This is a genomic window from Coprococcus sp. AM97-35 (assembly GCF_027697525.1).
GTDB classification, from domain to species: Bacteria; Bacillota; Clostridia; order Lachnospirales; family Lachnospiraceae; genus Allocoprococcus; species Allocoprococcus comes.
The window spans coordinates 1-18,568 of record NZ_JAQESL010000013.1 but is presented as its reverse complement, the minus strand read 5'-3'; the positions used below and the strand labels follow the sequence as shown (position 1 = coordinate 18,568).

16 protein-coding genes, 1 tRNA gene and 1 other annotated feature are annotated in these 18,568 nt (G+C 42.2%); of the genes, 4 read left to right on the top strand and 13 right to left on the bottom strand.

Annotation, left to right across the window (positions count from 1 at the left end):
• Positions 1 to 61: 61 nt before the first annotated feature.
• Both PG840_RS10525 and PG840_RS10520 read right to left on the bottom strand, forming a co-directional pair.
• The gene (locus PG840_RS10525) at positions 62 to 1,096 is read right to left on the bottom strand and encodes a bile acid:sodium symporter family protein (RefSeq protein ID WP_008369831.1); all 1,035 of its coding nucleotides are present in this window, start codon (positions 1,094 to 1,096) and stop codon (positions 62 to 64) included.
• Positions 1,097 to 1,217: 121 nt separating this feature from the next.
• Positions 1,218 to 1,463, bottom strand: a binding site (T-box leader).
• 62 nt (positions 1,464 to 1,525) lie between these two features.
• The gene (locus PG840_RS10520; protein ID WP_022220025.1) at positions 1,526 to 2,542 is read right to left on the bottom strand and encodes a glycosyltransferase family 2 protein; all 1,017 of its coding nucleotides are present in this window, start codon (positions 2,540 to 2,542) and stop codon (positions 1,526 to 1,528) included.
• A gap of 143 nt (positions 2,543 to 2,685) precedes the next feature.
• Between PG840_RS10520 and PG840_RS10515 the strand changes: the two genes are divergently transcribed.
• On the top strand, positions 2,686 to 3,906 hold the full coding sequence (locus tag PG840_RS10515) for a 6-phosphofructokinase (RefSeq protein WP_270205836.1): 1,221 nt from the start codon (positions 2,686 to 2,688) through the stop codon (positions 3,904 to 3,906).
• Positions 3,907 to 4,156: 250 nt separating this feature from the next.
• On the opposite strand, the gene PG840_RS10510 is transcribed toward PG840_RS10515, so the two are convergent.
• Entirely contained in the window at positions 4,157 to 5,707 is a 1,551-nt protein-coding gene (locus PG840_RS10510) for a hypothetical protein (protein ID WP_270205835.1), read from the bottom strand.
• A 572-nt stretch (positions 5,708 to 6,279) separates the two neighbouring features.
• Here PG840_RS10510 and PG840_RS10505 point away from each other — a divergent pair.
• Positions 6,280 to 6,780: a DNA-deoxyinosine glycosylase gene (locus PG840_RS10505; protein ID WP_117824254.1), complete on the top strand. Its 501-nt coding sequence runs from the start codon at positions 6,280 to 6,282 to the stop codon at positions 6,778 to 6,780.
• Between the two features lie 160 nt (positions 6,781 to 6,940).
• A tRNA-Arg gene (locus PG840_RS10500) sits at positions 6,941 to 7,014 on the top strand.
• 200 nt (positions 7,015 to 7,214) lie between these two features.
• Here the strand turns inward: PG840_RS10500 and PG840_RS10495 are convergent.
• The 5 genes from PG840_RS10495 to PG840_RS10475 form a co-directional block, all read right to left on the bottom strand.
• Entirely contained in the window at positions 7,215 to 7,505 is a 291-nt protein-coding gene (locus PG840_RS10495; protein ID WP_008369822.1) for a DUF2325 domain-containing protein, read from the bottom strand.
• A gap of 198 nt (positions 7,506 to 7,703) precedes the next feature.
• Positions 7,704 to 8,135 carry a flavodoxin gene (locus tag PG840_RS10490; protein ID WP_195508796.1) on the bottom strand — a complete coding sequence of 144 codons (432 nt, stop codon included), beginning with the start codon at positions 8,133 to 8,135 and terminating at the stop codon, positions 7,704 to 7,706.
• Between the two features lie 53 nt (positions 8,136 to 8,188).
• Entirely contained in the window at positions 8,189 to 8,788 is a 600-nt protein-coding gene (locus tag PG840_RS10485; protein WP_117834697.1) for a DUF3793 family protein, read from the bottom strand.
• A 252-nt stretch (positions 8,789 to 9,040) separates the two neighbouring features.
• Entirely contained in the window at positions 9,041 to 10,072 is a 1,032-nt protein-coding gene (locus tag PG840_RS10480) for a 3-deoxy-7-phosphoheptulonate synthase (RefSeq protein WP_055156021.1), read from the bottom strand.
• Positions 10,073 to 10,098: 26 nt separating this feature from the next.
• Positions 10,099 to 11,124, bottom strand: coding sequence for an alpha-hydroxy-acid oxidizing protein (locus PG840_RS10475; protein WP_270205834.1), 1,026 nt, complete (start codon positions 11,122 to 11,124; stop codon positions 10,099 to 10,101).
• Positions 11,125 to 11,303: 179 nt separating this feature from the next.
• Here PG840_RS10475 and PG840_RS10470 point away from each other — a divergent pair, with 179 nt between their 5' ends.
• Positions 11,304 to 12,398: a DUF4352 domain-containing protein gene (locus tag PG840_RS10470; protein ID WP_270205833.1), complete on the top strand. Its 1,095-nt coding sequence runs from the start codon at positions 11,304 to 11,306 to the stop codon at positions 12,396 to 12,398.
• Positions 12,399 to 12,513: 115 nt separating this feature from the next.
• Here PG840_RS10470 and PG840_RS10465 read toward each other — a convergent pair whose 3' ends face one another.
• The 5 genes from PG840_RS10465 to PG840_RS10445 all read right to left on the bottom strand — a co-directional run bounded on the left by PG840_RS10465 (position 12,514) and on the right by PG840_RS10445 (position 18,064).
• The gene (locus tag PG840_RS10465) at positions 12,514 to 15,087 is read right to left on the bottom strand and encodes a YfhO family protein (protein WP_270613627.1); all 2,574 of its coding nucleotides are present in this window, start codon (positions 15,085 to 15,087) and stop codon (positions 12,514 to 12,516) included.
• Entirely contained in the window at positions 15,074 to 16,030 is a 957-nt protein-coding gene (locus tag PG840_RS10460) for a glycosyltransferase family 2 protein (RefSeq protein ID WP_118218556.1), read from the bottom strand. The genes PG840_RS10465 and PG840_RS10460 overlap by 14 nt, the downstream gene beginning before the upstream one ends.
• A 158-nt stretch (positions 16,031 to 16,188) precedes the next feature.
• Positions 16,189 to 16,362, bottom strand: a complete 174-nt coding sequence (locus tag PG840_RS10455) for a hypothetical protein (protein WP_055247602.1) — start codon at positions 16,360 to 16,362, stop codon at positions 16,189 to 16,191.
• A gap of 27 nt (positions 16,363 to 16,389) precedes the next feature.
• Positions 16,390 to 17,736 (bottom strand): FtsW/RodA/SpoVE family cell cycle protein, encoded by a 1,347-nt coding sequence (locus tag PG840_RS10450; RefSeq protein ID WP_270205831.1) that lies wholly within the window; start codon positions 17,734 to 17,736, stop codon positions 16,390 to 16,392.
• Positions 17,723 to 18,064: a PadR family transcriptional regulator gene (locus tag PG840_RS10445; protein ID WP_008373042.1), complete on the bottom strand. Its 342-nt coding sequence runs from the start codon at positions 18,062 to 18,064 to the stop codon at positions 17,723 to 17,725. The genes PG840_RS10450 and PG840_RS10445 overlap by 14 nt, the downstream gene beginning before the upstream one ends.
• Positions 18,065 to 18,568 lie beyond the last annotated feature (504 nt).

The window sequence follows — 18,568 nt, the reverse complement described above, 5'->3', positions numbered from 1 at the left end:
TTACGCCCTGTAAGTTATTCCTGATATTTTATGACGATCATTCCGAAATTATTTCTGTATTTTATGCTACATTTTCTGCAGCCTGCTTTTTATTTGCAGGCTTTCCTGCTTTTCTCTTATCATATGCTGCAAATAATCCTGCGAGAAGTGTTCCTGAAATAGAATGCCATGTACAGGATACAGCACAGATAATTGCGGATTCCGGTGCAACCGCAAACTGTGCCGTTGTGGTTGCAAGGTTGGTAGCAAGTCCGGCGTTCTGCATTCCAACTTCGATGGAGATTGTTCTCTTCTTTGCAGTATTCATACCAGTCAGTCTTCCTGCGCCGTATCCCAGCAGATATCCAAGTCCATTATGAAGAAATACTGCCACAAAAATTACAACTCCTGATTCAAAGAATTTGTCTCCCTGCGAAGAAACCACTCCGCCAACTACACATGCAAGTCCAAGTACTGCAACTCCAGGCATCACTTTCTGAAGCTCTGTAAATGTTTTTTTCTTTCCAAACAGATAATTCAGTAAAAATCCAAAAGCTACCGGAACAATAACGGTCTCAACAATAGATACAAACATCGGAAGTCCTTTGATCGTAATATGCGTTCCGCTTGCAAGAAGTGAAACCATAAGCGGTGTCATAACCGGTGAAATGATTGTGGATACCGTAGTCATTCCTACGGAAAATGCCACATCTCCGCCACACAGATAAGACATGATATTGGAGGATACACCACCCGGACAACAGCCTACAAGGATCAGACCAAGTGCAATTCCATCCGGAAGCTGAAGTACTTTCGTCAGTGCAAATGCAAGAAATGGCATGATCAGATACTGCGCGATTGCGCCGATACAGATATCAAAAGGTCTCTGTGCCAGAATCTTAAAATCTTCGGTTGTCAGTGTCAGTCCCATGCTGAACATGATGATTCCGATGATGATCGACTGACAGGTGAACTTGTTGGATACCGGATCAACGAACAATGGGTTATTTACCCATCCCATCATTGCCGGTACAAAGAATGTGACTACTGCAATAGCGATTACCACCAATGATGTATAGTCTGATAAAAATTTGCTTGCTTTTTGTAATGCTTTCATTACAGTTTCCTCCTTTTTCTTTTCGTCCACGCAAAACTGTTCTTCTAATCTTCCGATAACAAAATTCACAGGATTTTTTGTATACACAGCAACAAAAAAGTCCCTTCCCAGAATCAATCTGAAAAGGGACGAATAAAATCCGCGTTACCACCCTAATTCCACAGATAATAATCTGCGGCACTTCACATACCAACATATGCTATCCATATAACGGTGGATCCCGGCAAAGTCTACTTGCAGATACTTTTTCTGCTTTGGACCCGCTTCTTAGAGAGGATATCCTTATCCGGTTATTACCTGTTCACACCATCCACAGGCTCTCTGAAAATAATGGCGGATACGACTTTGTTCTCATCAACGAATTTTGGTGAACCATATTTACTTTAACAGTTATTATAGTCTTCTCTTCGGAAATGTCAAGAACGAATTTTAATTAAATCCGACAATTCTTCTCGCCACAATGTACGCCAGAGACGAAATCTTTCTTCCTGATCTGCCCGGAAGATTCATGGTCTGTCCAAGGATTCCGTATCGGATCTTCCAATAAGTTCCGTAGTGATTCTTCTTCAGATACTGCCACAGCTCCCGTTTCTTTTCCAGATTCTCTGCATTTTTGGAACGAATCAGAAGAATCGAAGACACCGTCATCATAATTGCAAGATAATTAGTCATATAGGTCCGCAGTTTTTTATTAGAAATCTTGCGCATATCATACATATCAATCATGCTCTTTGTGACAAAGATCTGCTGATCCACACGACTGATCATCACCTTTTCATTGACAGACTGATCTTCTCTTCCAATGTAATAACGATAAAAATCCACATCCATATAATACATCTTACGCACATGCGGAAGTGGATAGTAAACATAAATATTGTCCACATAGAACGTATGCTTCGGCAGCCTGAGCTGACATAATTTCAGGAAATCTGTCCGGTAAATAACAGAATGCATCAGAATATACTGTCCCAGATGAAAATGTTTCACATCATTCCAGCCAAAAATCTCTTCCTGTGGAAGCACATTCTTGTACTCAATCACTTTCTTGTGCTCCATTCCTTCTTTTTCGTATACATAATTGGCAAGCAGCATATCCACCTGCTTTTCTTCCTCTTCAAACTTTTTCAGAACATCCAGAATCTTGTACAGTGCTTCTTCATCTACCCAGTCATCACTGTCCACAACTTTAAAATATTTTCCCTCTGCGTGGTCAAGACCTGCATTGACCGCATCTCCGTGTCCACCATTTTCCTTATCAACTGCACGGACGATCGTTGGATACTTTTCTTCATACTCATGTGCAATCTTTGAAGTATCATCCTTTGATCCGTCATTAACTATGATGATCTCTACATCTTCTCCACCTTTTAAAATAGATTCCACTGCCCGGTCCATATAAGCTGCCGAGTTATAACACGGAATCGCAAACGATATATATTTCATGTGTATTCTCCTTCTCAATTTAAAGCTCACGTTCCTAGTATAGCCTAATTTTTTTTGTTTTCCAACTGATATTGTAAATTTCACATTTTTCGGCTATAGTTAAAGCTATATGATTACTATGAATAAAGAGGAGGATTTCAACTATGAATCACAATTTACTGGTCGGACAATCAGGTGGTCCTACTGCTGTAATCAACGGAAGTCTCTATGGTGTTGTCTCAGAAGGTCTGGCAAATCCGGAGATTGATAATGTCATCGGTATGGTCAACGGTATCGAAGGTTTTCTTGCCGATCACACAATAGACATGGCACCTTTAAAAGAAAATGGCGAACTGGAACGTATCCGCACCACACCGGGTTCATATCTTGGTTCCTGCCGTTATAAATTACCGGAAGATCTTTCCGATCCGGTTTATCCTGAACTTTTCCAGAAATTTACCGAAAAAGAAATCAGCTATTTCTTCTATATTGGCGGAAATGATTCTATGGATACCGTAAGTAAATTATCCCGCTACGCAGCAACAGTCGGAAGTAATATCCGCATCATCGGAGTTCCGAAAACCATCGACAACGATTTGGTTCTGACCGATCATACCCCGGGCTACGGAAGTGCTGCCAAATATGTTGCTTCTACAGTACGCGAAATTGCAATTGATGCCTCTGTCTATGATAATAAACCATCTGTCACCATCGTCGAGATCATGGGACGCCATGCCGGATGGCTGACCGCCGCAAGCGTTCTTGCCCGCAAATTTAAAGGCGATAATCCGGTTCTTATTTATCTTCCGGAAGTTGCTTTCTCCCCGGATGCATTTATCGAAAAGGTAAAAGAAAAGCTTACTAAAACTTCTAATCTCGTTGTCTGCATTTCCGAAGGAATCAACGATGGTAACGGAACCTTTGTCTGCGAGCTTGCAAGTGATGTCGGCACAGATACTTTCGGTCATAAAATGCTGACTGGCTCCGGAAAGTATCTTGAAAATCTCGTAAAAGAAAAGCTTGGTATCAAAGTACGCTCTGTGGAACTCAATGTCTGCCAGAGATGCTCTTCCTCCTGTTTATCTGCCACAGATCTGAACGAAGCCGCTGCTTCCGGCCGTTTTGCTGTAAGTGCCGCTTTAGATGGTGAAACAGGAAAGATGATCAATTTTATCCGTAAGAGTGATGACCCATACATCCTTGAATTCGGAACTGCAGACGTGAACGAAATCTGTAATAAAGAAAAAGCTGTTCCTGAAGAATGGATCACAAAAGACGGTTCCGACATCGGAGATGAATTCATCGCTTATGCCCGCCCACTGATCCAGGGAAGTGTAGAAGTACCTATGAAAGATGGGCTTCCATACTTCGCATTCCGCAAATAGTCTTGTTCACAATTTGTTCATTTATCTTTCAAAAAACCTTCATTTGTTAAACACTCTTTCTTCACAAGTGTTTTATATACTAGAATCATCAAATGAAGAACATAAAAGATAAAAGATTTCAAACAAATCATTTAATAAGACGTGCAGAAGTTAATAATAGAATAACTTTTTCATAATACATGCCGGGGGCTTTTAAGTCACCCGGCATCCTCCCTTTTATGGGACTTTTTCAAAAATTTCTTTCAGCGTTTTATTCTCCAACCCGGATATTTTCTCCATCGATCACAATTTTATATTTTCCCTGAAGCTGTTTAAACGCTTCTGATTCTGCAAGCTCAGGAACTGCCTGGATGGCCTTTTTTACTGCTTCTGCACATAATTCTCTTTCCATTTCCGGATTCTCACAATAACGCTCCAGATAGTTCATCCACAACCTTTCTGAATCCGGTAATACTTCAACCGCCTCTCTGCTGATCTCCCACACTTTCTCATATTCCTGCGCTTCTTCATAAATCAACTGCAACTTTTCATAAATCTCTTCTAATTCTTCTTCATTCGATTCTAATTTTCTGATCTGTTCATATTGTTCAGCTGCTTTTAAATTCTCACCAAGTTTAAAATAGCTTTCTGCAAGATATTTTCTGACCTCGCACTCCTTTTCTCCATTTGTATCCCACCGGTACCACGCCTGTCTTCTAATCATCTCCTCACCAATTCTCTTTGTCAGCCTGTTCCATTTTTCACTCTCTTCCAGAACACTTACCTTCAATAGCGGGTATTGGTACAAATACACTTTCATCTGTATTTTTTCTGCACGTTTCTCCAATTCATCTAATATTTTTTTTACTGCATCTTCTGCGTTTAATCCATCCTCCTGCTGTATACTCCCTTCTTCCAGACTCGCTATGACTACCCGGTATGCATCGGAAAACTCTGTCTCCTGCATTTCCTTATCGAGACTATCCAGGCTATTCACATAATCTTCCCACGCTACATAATAAATAAGTCCCATTTCCAGATAAGGACTGTCCCCATTTTGTTCCACAACCTCTTTTGTCTCCTTTTTCTCCTTTACTCCTTCCTGAACTCCCGCCTCTGGCTGATCCTGATCCGCTGCAATCGCTTTTGTTTCCGGCTTTTTCACTGTCCCTCCGATGATTGCTGCACTCATGATACAAACCGCCAGAATTGCAAGCAAAATCTTTTTTGCCGAAACATTATCCCTCGGTCTTTCCATTTCCCTTTCCAGAAAACCAATTTCTTTTTGCATATTTTTTAATACTTTTATGGCATTTTTCCCACTGCTATAACACTTTCCAAGCATTCTTTTCCAGACTCGCTCTTCTTTCCGTGTAAATGCCTTTGGATCCAGACATTTTTTTGCTGTAAATTCCATTATCTTTGCCAGACCATACAGATCATCCGACCGTTCTGTCTTCTGCGAAAGAACCCTTTCTTTCCTTACAAAAAGCATACGAAGCTTTTTCTTCTTCATCTGCTTTAAAAGTTCCTCGTTTTCCGGTTCATTGATATCCAGAAGACAAAGCATTCCGTCTCCGGTTATGATCACTGCATATGGGTTCACATATCCATACGCCGCATCCTCATTTCCACAACGATAATACTGTTCCAGCTGTTTTGAAAGCTGTCTGATCCAGTCAAATACTGTTTCTTTTTCCACCCGGATCCCCTGTTTGATATACTCCATCAAAGAACAGCCTTTTGCATAGTCATTTACCATATAACTCCAGCCATTCTGATCCACAAAACGGAGTACCGCATAGTCTCTTCTTTCTTCCATCCTGTTCCTCCCTGTGTCTGTTCATTCATATTAACTTGTCCCGAAAATGCCACATTGAATCATGTGTCTGATATCATATACTTTTCTTGTGATCTGTTTCAAAATAGAGAATGTCACCCGGCGTATCTTCAGAGTATTTCATTATACCGGATGCAATTTCCTGTAAAATAAAATTAGAATCGAATTAGAGTGACTTCACTATACACTGACATCCGCCACTTTACAAGCAGAACTTTTTTCAATAATTCACAAACTTTTTATTCCAAAACCAGTCACTAATCTTTTTATTTTCTATAATCTCCTGACAGTCACAGGGATTCCAGGGTTTGTGCATTCTGCCAGACTGGTTACTGTTCACAGTACCTGTGACCAGCAACGCATCTCGCCATTTTAAATCGCCTTTGGCTATGGTCGAGATGCCATTCAAGATAAAAAGTGCATCCTCCGTGCCAATCAGCGTAGTGATTGACACGGGAGTGAACAGTAACCCAGACTGTACTTTTTCCCACTTGCTTTTCACTCCCGTATCGCTTATCCTTTTATTGAATATATTTATGAAAGAAGGCATACCTATGGCTCAATCTTCACATGTACTTCACGAAATCCATCCTGTATTTAACACAGACTCCCGCATTCTGATCCTTGGGAGCTTCCCTTCTGTAAAATCACGGGAAAGTCAGTTTTTCTACGGGCATCCAAGAAACCGTTTCTGGGATCTTCTTGCCACACTTACAGGTGAACCACTTCCTGCCGGCATAGAAGAGAAAAAATCACTGCTCCTTGCACACCACATTGCCGTCTGGGATGTGATCGCCTCTTGTGATATCGAAGGCTCCAGTGACAGCAGTATCCACAATGTCGTTCCCAATGACCTTTCAGAGATTCTTCAGACGGCATCCATTCGGCAGATTTTCACCAACGGTGGCACTGCAGACCGCTTATATAAAAAATACTGTTTTCCACAAACTCAGCAAAAAGCAATCTGCCTGCCGTCCACAAGTCCGGCAAATGCAGCCTGGTCAAAGGAACGCCTGCTTACCAAATGGAATCAGATCTGTCCTTATCTTGAATAAGAGCCAGCAAACTTGCCTTAATCGCCCCGTTCAAAAATGAGTTTCAAAAATGAGATCAAAAGTTTTTTAACTTTTTTCATTTTAGTGCTTGACATATTGTCTTTCCTGATGTATACTCAATTTTGTTGTTGAGCAACACAGTTCAACACACAATATAAATGTGCGTTTAGCTCAGCTGGATAGAGCGTTTGGCTACGGACCAAAAGGTCGGGGGTTCGAATCCTCTAACGCACGCTGTAAGAGGTCTTTCGTGAGAAAGACCTCTTTTTTATATGTGCCAATCTGGGCACATATAAAAAGTGCCCAGATAATTTTCATACCAGGACACATTCATTTCATTTCTTTTCGCTTTTCCACTCTGCATTCTATCCAAGTGCCACATCCAGCGTCGTTCCAATAAAAGGGATCATGATCCCGGTAAATAAATTCATGCTTTAAACTGCTGCTCCTGCTTCCTGTGTTAAAATTTCTGTCAGAGCCGCACCACTGCTTGTATGACTGCGAACCACCTTCGCATTGCTTCTTTTTGCCTCATCAAGCGCGGTTTTTACCATCTTGTGCGATACTGTATTTGTAAAAAGTACAAACAGGTCAGGCTGTCCAAGCTGCTTATTCAGATCGGCAGACATATGCGTAAATACTTTAGCTTTACATTTAAACTGTTTGCATATTTTTTTATACTGACAGACCATTCTGTCATGACCTCCTACAATTACAACGCTCATTCTTATCCATCTCCTTAATTCATTCTAATAACGATTGTGATTTTTTTGTATGCCGCCCCGCAGAAACGGAGCGGCTCTTTTTTGATGATTATTTAGCTTTTAATTTTTGATTTTTATTTGTTTTTGATTCGATTATAATTTTATTTGATTATTTAGCTTTTTCGGTTTTCTGTTTTATTTAAAAGGTATTCGTATCTCTTATAATCCAGCCACCTCCCTGCCGAGTGACTCACACTCATCTATTGCATCTGCTCCCGGTGTTCCGTGGCAGATAAGTCCTTCTCCGCCGACAATCTGTGCGCCAGCCTGTTCCATTCTTTCAGTCCATGTACGCATCCATTCGCCATCTCCCCAGTCATAGGATCCAAACAGGGCAACCTTTTTTCCTGATGCAAATCCTTCCAGTTCAGATACAAACGGTTCTACCGTTCCGTCTTCCAGTTCTTCAGCTCCCATTGCAGGGCATCCAAGTACCCAGACAGCCTGATCTTTTAAATCAGCAGGCGAAATAGTTTCCATCGGTACTACATCAGCACTTTTCCCTGCTGCTGTAATTCCTGCTCCAATTGCCTGTGCCATTGCTTCTGTATTTCCTGTTCCGCTCCAGTATGCTACACAAATATCACTCATTTTTAAATTCTTCCTTTCTTTTTTCTTTCTATCATCTACCAGGTTTTATTCCTTTATGCAGGCTGTATGTCAAATGGCTGTCTCACGCTTCTTGCTGCATGCCACAGATCCTTTCCTGCCTGCATTTCCCTGATAAATTCCTCTTTTACAACGTTGTAGATAGAAAACATTTTCTTGCGTTCTTCTACGTTCTCATACACTTTCCAGTATCCCTGATAAAGGAAATCTTTTCCGTTGTGCTCAATAAACCCTTTCACATCTGCAAGTGGATATCCGAGGAAAATTCCAAGTTCATGTGGAAATTCTGCACTTCCATGCTGATATCCTTCAAATCTCAGATTCATGATCTGAAGCATCTGCGGAAACTCAAATCCCCGATAGCCAAGTGTATCAAGAAATTCGCTGTATTCTTTTTTTCCAATGATTTCAAGAATCTCTTCTTCTCTGTAGATCAGCCATACTTTTCGGACTCCGCCGTCGCAAAGCATGCTGTATGAAATTCCCATCTCTTTCAGACTTTCCGCAACTTCCTTTTCACTTACATTTTTCAAGGTCAGAATATTGGATGGCTTTACACCGGTCAATACCGGAGCACACTGCCATGCAATTTCCATCTGAGCAGATGTCTGTACATCTTTCTGCATCCAGTTCATGTTGTTTTCCTCTTGTATGAGTTTGTTTAAATTTATTTTAGTTAGCTTTTTCTAACTATTTATAGTCTACTATATGAGTGGGATTTTGTCTATAGGAATTTTTGAAAAGTTTTCTCATTAACCCGTAATTTATGTTTTTACAACATACATTCTATCTGCCCTGGAAATATATCTTACTGTAATTTTGTAATTATTTCTGCAAAAAAAAAGTGTATCAAAGTTTTTCAACCTTGATACACTGTATTTTTACAATTAACAGTCTTCCGCAATCTTATCAATCAGTCTCACTGTATCTTCCCATCCAATACACGGATCCGTAATCGATTTACCATATACCATATTTCCGCCGATATCCTGTCTTCCTTCTACCAAGTAGCTTTCTACCATTACACCTTTGATCAGTTTTTTCAGCTTTGAATCATAATTTCTTGTGTGCAGTACCTCGCTTACGATTCTGAGCTGTTCTTTGTACTGCTTGTTAGAATTGGAATGATTGGCATCAATGATCGCTGCAGGATTCTTCAAATTCTTCTGCTCATACATATCCAGAAGTCTCTTGCAATCCTCATAATGGTAATTTGGAATCGTTGTGCCATATTTATCCACGCCGCCCCGCAGGATCACATGTGCCAGATCATTCCCACCTGTCGTCACATCTTGCCCACGATAAATGAAGCGGTGCGGTCCCTGTGCTGCAACAACAGAATTGAGCATTACCGATAAATCTCCACTTGTCGGATTCTTCATCCCAATCGGGATATCCATTCCGCTCGCAGTCAAACGGTGCTGCTGGTTCTCAACCGAACGCGCACCAATCGCTTCATAAGAAAGAATATCATCCAGATAACTTCTGTTCTCCGGATAAAGCATCTCATCTGCTGCTGTCAGATAAGTCTCCTGCATGGCTCTGATATGCATTTTACGGATTGCAATGATTCCGGCAAGCAGATCCGGTGCCTGCTCCGGATCCGGCTGATGCAGCATTCCCTTGTATCCCTCTCCGGTTGTACGTGGCTTGTTCGTGTAGATTCTTGGAATGATCATCAGCTTATCCGATACTCTGTCATTTAACTTTGCAAGCCTGTTCACGTACTCACATACCGAATCTTCATTGTCCGCCGAACATGGTCCGATGATCACCACGAATTTGTCTGATTTCCCTGTAAAAATATCACGGATCTCCTCATCCCGCTTCGCCTTGATAGCTTTTAATTTATCCGATAACGGATATTCGTTTTTCAGGTCTGCCGGTAATGGCAGCTCTGCGTTCACTCTCATTCCCATTGTATTATCCTCCTGCATGTATTTTTCTAGTCCTGATAATATCTTACCATATCTCTTGTAATTTCTGAAACAGAATGTGCACCGCACATCTGCATGGCATCTTTGAGTTCTGCTCCCAGCTTATCAATGTAAAGCTTCACACCTTCTTCTCCACCGCCATAGACAGCTACAACGAACGGCCGGCAGATCAGTACACCGTCAGCACCAAGTGCAAGTGCCTTGAAAATGTCTGTACCAGAGCGAATCCCTCCGTCAACCAGAATCTTCATAGAACCGTTCACTTCTTTTACAATCTCTTCCAGCACTTCTGCAGTTGCCGGACACTGATCCAGCACTCTTCCTCCGTGATTAGATACGATGATCGCATCGGCACCTGCTTCTTTTGCTTTTCTCGCGCCTTTCGCTGTCATCACGCCTTTGACGATAAATGGTCTTCCAGCCATCTTCACAATCTCGGAAAGCTCCTGTACATTCTTGCTTCCTGCCGGCGGATTCATATTTTTCAGAAACGGAAGTCCTGCCGCATCAATATCCATCGCTATCGCAAATGCTCCTGACTTCTTCACCAGTTCCATCTTCTCCCGGACAGTATCCAGATTCCAAGGCTTTACTGTAGGTATCCCGCATCCATCATTTTCACGGATTGCCTCCGTTGCAGCCTCCATTACCTTTGCATTCACTCCATCTCCGGTAAATGCGGCGATTCCGGCATCTGCACAGGCTGATACCAGTACATTATTATAAGAAACATCATCATACCTGTCACTGTAGTGCAGATTCACGGCTCCAACCGGTCCTGCAAAGAACGGCATCTTAAATTCCTTTCCAAATAAATTCACAGAAGTGTCTGCCTCTCCGCCATCACAGATCGTATCCATGTTCACGCGGATCTCCTGCCACTTTTTATAATTTCTGATCGCAGTATCACCAACACCTTTTGCGCCCGGTCCCGGTATCTGGTTTTTACATGCTCTTCCATCACAAACCGGACAGGCTTTGCAGTAAATCCCCATAGATAATTTTGCGTTTTCCATCATTTCCTGATATGTCATATCATTCCCTGCTTTCTTTTGTTTTCCTGTATCTGACAGCTTCGACTTTCTGCCACGTTACTTAGTCAGTATGATATCACTTTTCTGTCTGTTCGACAAGAATACCTCCTTGTTTTTGACAGGATTTTCCCCTATAATAAAAACAGAACACTTGAATCATAAAGGAGACTTAACTTAGAATGAAATGCCCTGTATGCGGTCACAAAGTCCGCCCCAGCAAAAAATATCCCGGCAAATATCTCTGTGATACCTGCCGTAAAAGATTTCCGGCATCCGCTGTGATTCCGGATGATACAGATACCCGAAGTGCCAGATCTTCTGCCCATAAGCATGGATCTGTTTCCAGAAAAAAGCGCCCGGCTGCCAGACAGCAGGCTTTTTTCGACGATCCCCTGAACGGACCGGAGATCTACCACAGCACAGCTGCTGCCATGCGCAGCATGCGTAAAAATGTTCCGGAAGCAGAAGAAGCAGAAGCTCAGAAGAAAACCACTGAAAAAAAAGAGACTGAAAAAGTTTCTACAGACAAACCCTTTTCCGGAAATGAATCCTCCGTACAGGAGCATGCTCCAGTTCCAGAACCAGTTATCAGCTCCGGTCAGGAAGATGAACCTGCTGCCAAACCAACGCCAGTTTCCAAAAACGATACTGCAGGCACAAAGTCCGATGTATCTTCTGATGATGTAACTTCACCAGACCAGCTAACAACCCCCAAAAAGAAACACAAAAAAAGTCTGCCGTTTATCATCTTGATTCTCATCCTGATCATTATTGCGGTTATATTCCTTTTTTCCAAAATGCACACTTCTTCTGACAATTCTTCCGGCACTTCAACACCGAAGAAGACAGCTGATGCCACCAAAGAGATCTATAAGCAAAATGAGACCGCCGCATACAATGGCATTGAGATCACGATGGACAGCTACGTAGAATCCGAAGGAGATGACTGGTCTGTCCCGACAGAAGGCAATGAATTTATGTTTGTCCATATGACAATTGTCAATCAGACATCTGATGATCTGGTCATCAGCAGTATGGCAAGCTTTGAAAATTATTGTGACGATACCAAACTTGACTACAGTGCAGCTGCATTTACTGCTCTTGCAACCACAAGCGACCAGCCAAAGCTCGATGGAACGATCGCTCCCGGCGAAACCCTGGAAGGATATCTTTCTCTGGAAGTCCCACTGAACTGGTCTACCATCGAAATCCGATATACCGATAAGATCTGGTCTGATGATGCCGTTCATTTTCAGATCAAGCGCCAGGAGTAAACTACTACCTGCAGATACATGGATGGCAAAAACAAGCTTCTTCGGAATTCTCTGTCAAATAAAAAAGGATGCAGCTCTAAGACTGTATCCTTTTTTATTTCAGAATCTTAAAGATTCACTCCGCGCATTTTTTCTTTCTTACTGCCCCTGCGATCACACTCAGAACGCCAAGACCTGTCAGTATCTTTCCTGCTGTCACTCCAGGCGCATGATACAAAATTCTGATTTTATGTTTTCCTGCTTCCAGATGAAATCCCAGAAACGCTTTATTCACTTTTTCACATTTCACCTTTACGCCATCTATCGTCATTTCAAACCCTTTATCAAACGGAATGGACGTAATGAACATTCCATCCTTCTGACTTTTGATTCTCCCCTGGATCAGATTCCCTTTCGTCTGCTCTTTATCCACCCTGAATACACTCTGATAAAGGCCGGTATCTTCATTTAATACGCCGTTATATGCACTCATATCTTTAATCGTATACTCTCCTTTTCCAAGAGATAAACAGACCGTTTTCTGCCCCTTTTCCAGTCCTACTGCATAGGTAAATACGGTATTTCTGTTATAATACACATGCTGGATTGACGAAAGTTTATTGCGCTCTCCTTCCAGGGATATTTCGATATCCTCTTTCGGTTTTTTATTTTCGATTCGAAACTGTACAAACAGAACTCCATCTTTCTCTTCCTGTTCCGGGACAGCCACTTCGAACTCCTGTTCCTTTTTCATTTTCACCTGATATCCGTTTTCAGTCGGGACAACCAGTGAAATTCCGTTATTCTTTTCCGGAATCCGAAAATCACATTTCTCTATGTCTTCTGCCAGTTTTTCTTTCACCTGTCCTGCCGATACAGTTCCGTCCTTTGTCACAGCATATCTGGTAAATACCAGCTGATTATATGGGAAATCCAGTCTGTCATATTCCGCTTCCGACATCGTCTGATCCGTCTCATAGGCAATCGGTGCTGCATTTTCATCACAGTACACATCCCCTCCCCCGGTCATCCACTTTTTCTCATATCCCGGTATATTCTGACTGGAGATCAGATATTTCACTCCCATCAGCTGTCTGAATACCGGATTCTGCGAAACCGACTGCATCAGAAAATTTCGGTACGGCTGCTCTACCTGAAAATCATTTTTACGGAAATTCTGGTAATCAGCATTATAGGAAGATGAATACAGAGATGTAATATATTGCTCACTGTTCCACACACGATTCAGATTTTTCGCATTTTCCTCTTCATTTCCAACCTGCTCGACCCGGTAGAATCCACTATCTGATGTAATTGCCTTGTCCACAGCTTTCCCGATGGACCGGCTGGTATCTTCCTCATACGCTTTCCTGCTCTCCAGATTTCCACTCTTTTCCCAGGAATAGCTTCCGGTGACAATAAGGCTCAGGATCACCGGTCCCAGAACGGCTACTGTCAGATACTTCCGAATCCATGCACTATACGCTTGTGCCACGCAGATCAACAGTGTTATGACCGCATCCAGCAAAAGTAGTTTCCAAAGGACTTCGCTTTTCACATCATCCTTCTTCAGATAAATATATATGATAATTGCCAGACATGGAAGAAGCATCCAGATTCTCGCTATTTTCTGATTTTTCAGCTTCTCCAGATATTTTGCCGTAAGATAGCACAGAAGCGGCAAAAACGGGATCAGCGACTTCGGTCTGATATAAAGTGCACCATTGAGCAGATACGAAAAAAACGGAACTGTCAGCACCACCAGACAACCAAGCGACAGGATCTTCTCATAAGCCTTTTTATAAAAAAGTCCGGTCAGCAAAATAATCAGCATCAGACAGCTAAGTCCCGGTCCATATGCCCCATACAGAAATTTTTCCAAATTGATCTGCGGTGTCAGAAGCTGCCAGATATCTGTTTTTTCTCCCTTGCTTCCGCTTCTCCCGAGAAGAGCCATCGCAGTCGGCACAAGAAGAACTCCTGCAAGCATGATTGCCGTCAGAATCCTTCCTGCAAACCGCAGTCCGTCACCTAGAAATCCTTTTACCGTAATCATCTCTTCTGCCCGCTCTTTTGTCCTTGCATACCGGTAAATTCCATATAGACCAAGCGCCAGTATTCCACCGATGCTGAAATAAAAGCTTGTCATAATCATCAGAAAGGTTCCGCCGATCAGCAGATCGGATTTTTTCTGTTCAAAATATCGGTCGATTCCCAAAAATGTCAGACAAAGAAATGGCATATAATTTACAAACATAATCTGATGCGACGACTGATAGATCATAGGTCCTGCGAAAAGAAACATCAGCGCTGTCATCCCGCTTACCGCAGCTGTAAATTCCCGGCTTTTCAGCCACCGGTACAAAATTATAACCGCTGCTGCCAGACATACAATACTTGCCACCATCATATAATCTGACATCTTCACATTCGGCAGAAGATAACCGATCAAAACGACCGGACTAAACAATCCATAATAAGAAAAATTGTAAATATTCTGACCACCGCCAATATTTAATGCAAACTCAGGAAAAAACTGCCCTGTACGATAAAACTGCTGCCGGAAATATTCCGGGAACACACTGTGCTGACTGCTCCAGTCCACCTTTGCCCCGAAAATATTTCCTGCGCCTGTAGAGTACAGACAGGCGGCAACCGTAAGCAGGATCAGTGCCATTTCCCATAGCAGACCTTTTCTACGTTCTTTCATGCTTCTGCTCCTTATCATCGCTGGAATCCTTTAAAATAAAAATCGGACGTTTCTTCGTCTCAAGATAAGTCTTTGACAGATACTCCCCTACAATTCCGGTACAGAGAAGCTGTACTCCGCTGACCATGAAAATAATACAGGCAAGTGACGGCCAGCCGGATACCGGATCTCCCCAGACCAGCGTCCTTATTACGATTACTGCGATCATAATAAAGGAAAGCACGCAGAACAGTACACCCACTACCGAAGCCAGTGAGAGCGGTGCCACTGAAAATCCAGTAATTCCCTCCACCGAATATTTAAACAGCTTCCACATGGACCACTTGGTTTTTCCGGCAGAGCGCTCAATATTATCGTACTGCAGCCATTTTGTACGGAATCCAACCCAGCCGAAGATTCCCTTTGAAAAACGGTTATACTCGCTCATTTCCAGAACTGCCTGCACCATCTTCCGCTTCATCAGCCGGTAATCTCTCGCTCCATCTACAATCTCTGTCTTTGAAATAGCATTGACAAATTTGTAAAAGCTTTCTGACAGGAAAGAACGGATACGTGGCTCTCCGGTTCTTGTGACCCTTTTTGTCGCTACATTGTCGTATCCATCCTCCTGCAGGATCTCATACATCTCAGGTAATAGCGTCGGTGGATCCTGAAGATCTACATCCATAAGTGCAACATAATCGCCTTCCGATGCTTTCAGTCCTGCATAAATCGCAGCTTCCTTTCCAAAGTTTCTGGAAAATGAAAGATATCTGCACCTGCTATCCTTTTCATTCAGGTCTTTCATGATACCAAGCGTCGCATCTGATGAACCATCATCTACAAAAATCAGTTCAAATACAACATCCTTCATCTCGTCCATTACACGGCACATTTCTTTATAATAAACAGGCAATGCCTCTTCTTCGTTATAACATGGTACTACTACCGAAATCTTATCCATATTCTTCACCTCGGAAGTAGAGTTTACTCTCTTTTTATTAAATATGCACATCCATTTTCCTTAATATTTTCTGAAAAATTTCTAAACAGAAAATTACACTTTGAAAAAAGTGTGCTCCGGCACTTTCCAGTCCCAGGGCACACACATTTTCCATACCTTTATTCAACAATTGTATACTGAAGTAATTCATAATGAAGGCGGCTTCCTTCCCGGATCTCTTCCGGAAGAAGTGCTCTTGCTACCATCTTTGCCTCTTCCTCTGGCAGATTGGTCCGCTTCAGCATCGCATAATCTCCATCGATTCTCTCTACAATATAATCACAAACCAGCATCTTGTTCCTCCTCTTTTTTCTTCTATCTTAGCTCGCCACCGCTCTTTTTTCAACTACAAGCTCAGGAGTTACATTCTGATGCCGGTAAATACTCAGCAAAATTCCCATCAATACTGCTGAAACCATCTGGCCACTTCGTCCATATCCGAAGAACAGACACCAGGCTCCCTGACCGAACCTGGATACCCCAATGTTCGCCAGCAGTGATAACAGAAACTGAATTGCCAGAACCATCACACAGCCAAATCCCATCATCATACCAAGCTGGTTCTTCTGCTTCAGCGCGCTTCTTAAAAACCAGCACAGCAAACCGGCAATTATTGCAATACAAAGAACCATCACAAGAATTCCACAATACCCCGCAATTCCAAGCATCATATAATCCGCGGAACTGATACGGTCCCCAGTCCAAAAGTCCTCTACTCCGGTGGCGCGTCCAACTGCCATACATTTCGACAGCAGTTCCCGTACTGCCCCAAGCGTTGTCCCTTCCATCATTTGTGACTTATTCACTGCAAACATCGCCAGGATACGGCTTTTCTGATATTCCGCACCAAAGAAGAAAAAATATGCCAGTATGCCAACCGGAACTCCAACAACACTGATACCTATTCCGGTCATCACCTTTGTAACCGCAACCTGATACCATCCCTTTTCCAGTGCCAGCATCAGCATAAAGACACAGGAAAGTCCAACCGTCCCTGCCATCACAAGATCCGGACAGGTGATCAGAATCCCTGCGATAAGCAGCATCCAGACTATGGCTTTAAGAACAGCACCATATCCTTCTCCCCGGTACCGATACAACACTGCACCATACAATGGAAGAAACAGCCAGCTCATCAGCGAAAGACTTACACTGAAACCGCCGACTCCAATCCATCTTACTGCACCGTTAATCTGAAGGGCAAAAAAATGTCTCATCAGAACCATAAACAACAGATAACTGCCTGCCAAAAGCCTTGCGTGCTTCCCGATCCAGCTGTAATCCATATAACACACCAGGATCATAACCGAAAATGCCATCGCAAGCCGGAATATCTGCCGGATTCCTGCGATATATCCATAACTTTCATTCTGTTTCAAAAAGAAAGCTGCAAACATTCCACTTAAAATCTGCATCAGAGCGATTACAAAAATTACTTTCCATGGCATCTTCGGTCTGTGGATCTGATCCATCTCCACTCCGACTTCCACCGGATCACCCATCTCCTCCACAGCTGCCTTCTCAGCTTCTTCTTCCTTCATCCCTTCTGCCATAAAAGCCTGCTTTTGATCTTCAATATGATCTTCTACTTCCTTTGCAATAACCGGACACATTTTCTTGCAACGGATCTGACCGGTCATCAATTCCAGATAATCACGCCGTTCCAAAACACACACCTCCGATCACCTGTAAAATAGCTTCCGAATACTCTTTCCACTCTTTCTTTTTTGCCTGATACTGCTTTTTCCCATCTCTGGTAATCCGGTAATACTTCCTCATCTTTCCACCGGCCTCCTGCTCATATACGGTAAGCCATCCCTTTTCTTCCATAGAATGCAGTAGCGGATATAAGGTTCCCGCTTTTAGTTCAAATACATTGTTTGACTTTCCTTTCAACGTATCGATCATCTCATATCCATACATATCCTTCTCTTCCAGAAGGCTTAAGATCAAAAGAGTCGTACTCCCTGATATCAGACTTTTATCAACTGCCATTTCTTTCTCCCTCCTTATATCGATTATCTATATACTTTGTACCTTCATATTATATCGATAATCTATATACGTCAACTGTTTTGCTGAAATTTATCTCTTCTTCAGAAGTTTTTAAGATATTTCAGGATTTCTTTATCTGCCCGTCACATTCTTTCCATAATTTCCCGTTATACTAAATGCATAAAGTTAAGGGACGCCGGTAATCCTATATGATATAAACTCTGTAAGATTATCAGGATGTCCGCCTAAAAAATCAGGCATATGTCTTTGACCTATACCTTTTATATATATCTTCTCTCTACTCTGCCGATACAGTTTTGTATCGGCTCTTTTTTTCATCTTATGAATTTTCAGCTTTCCGACACAGATATTCCTCATTTTCTCCTTAAGCTAAAAATTTAGCCGAAAAATTTTATTTTTTTCAAAAAAACACTTGTCAAAATCATATAGTTATGCTATTATAATTTTCGGTCACTGTTATAAAACAGTTCACCAAAATAGTTT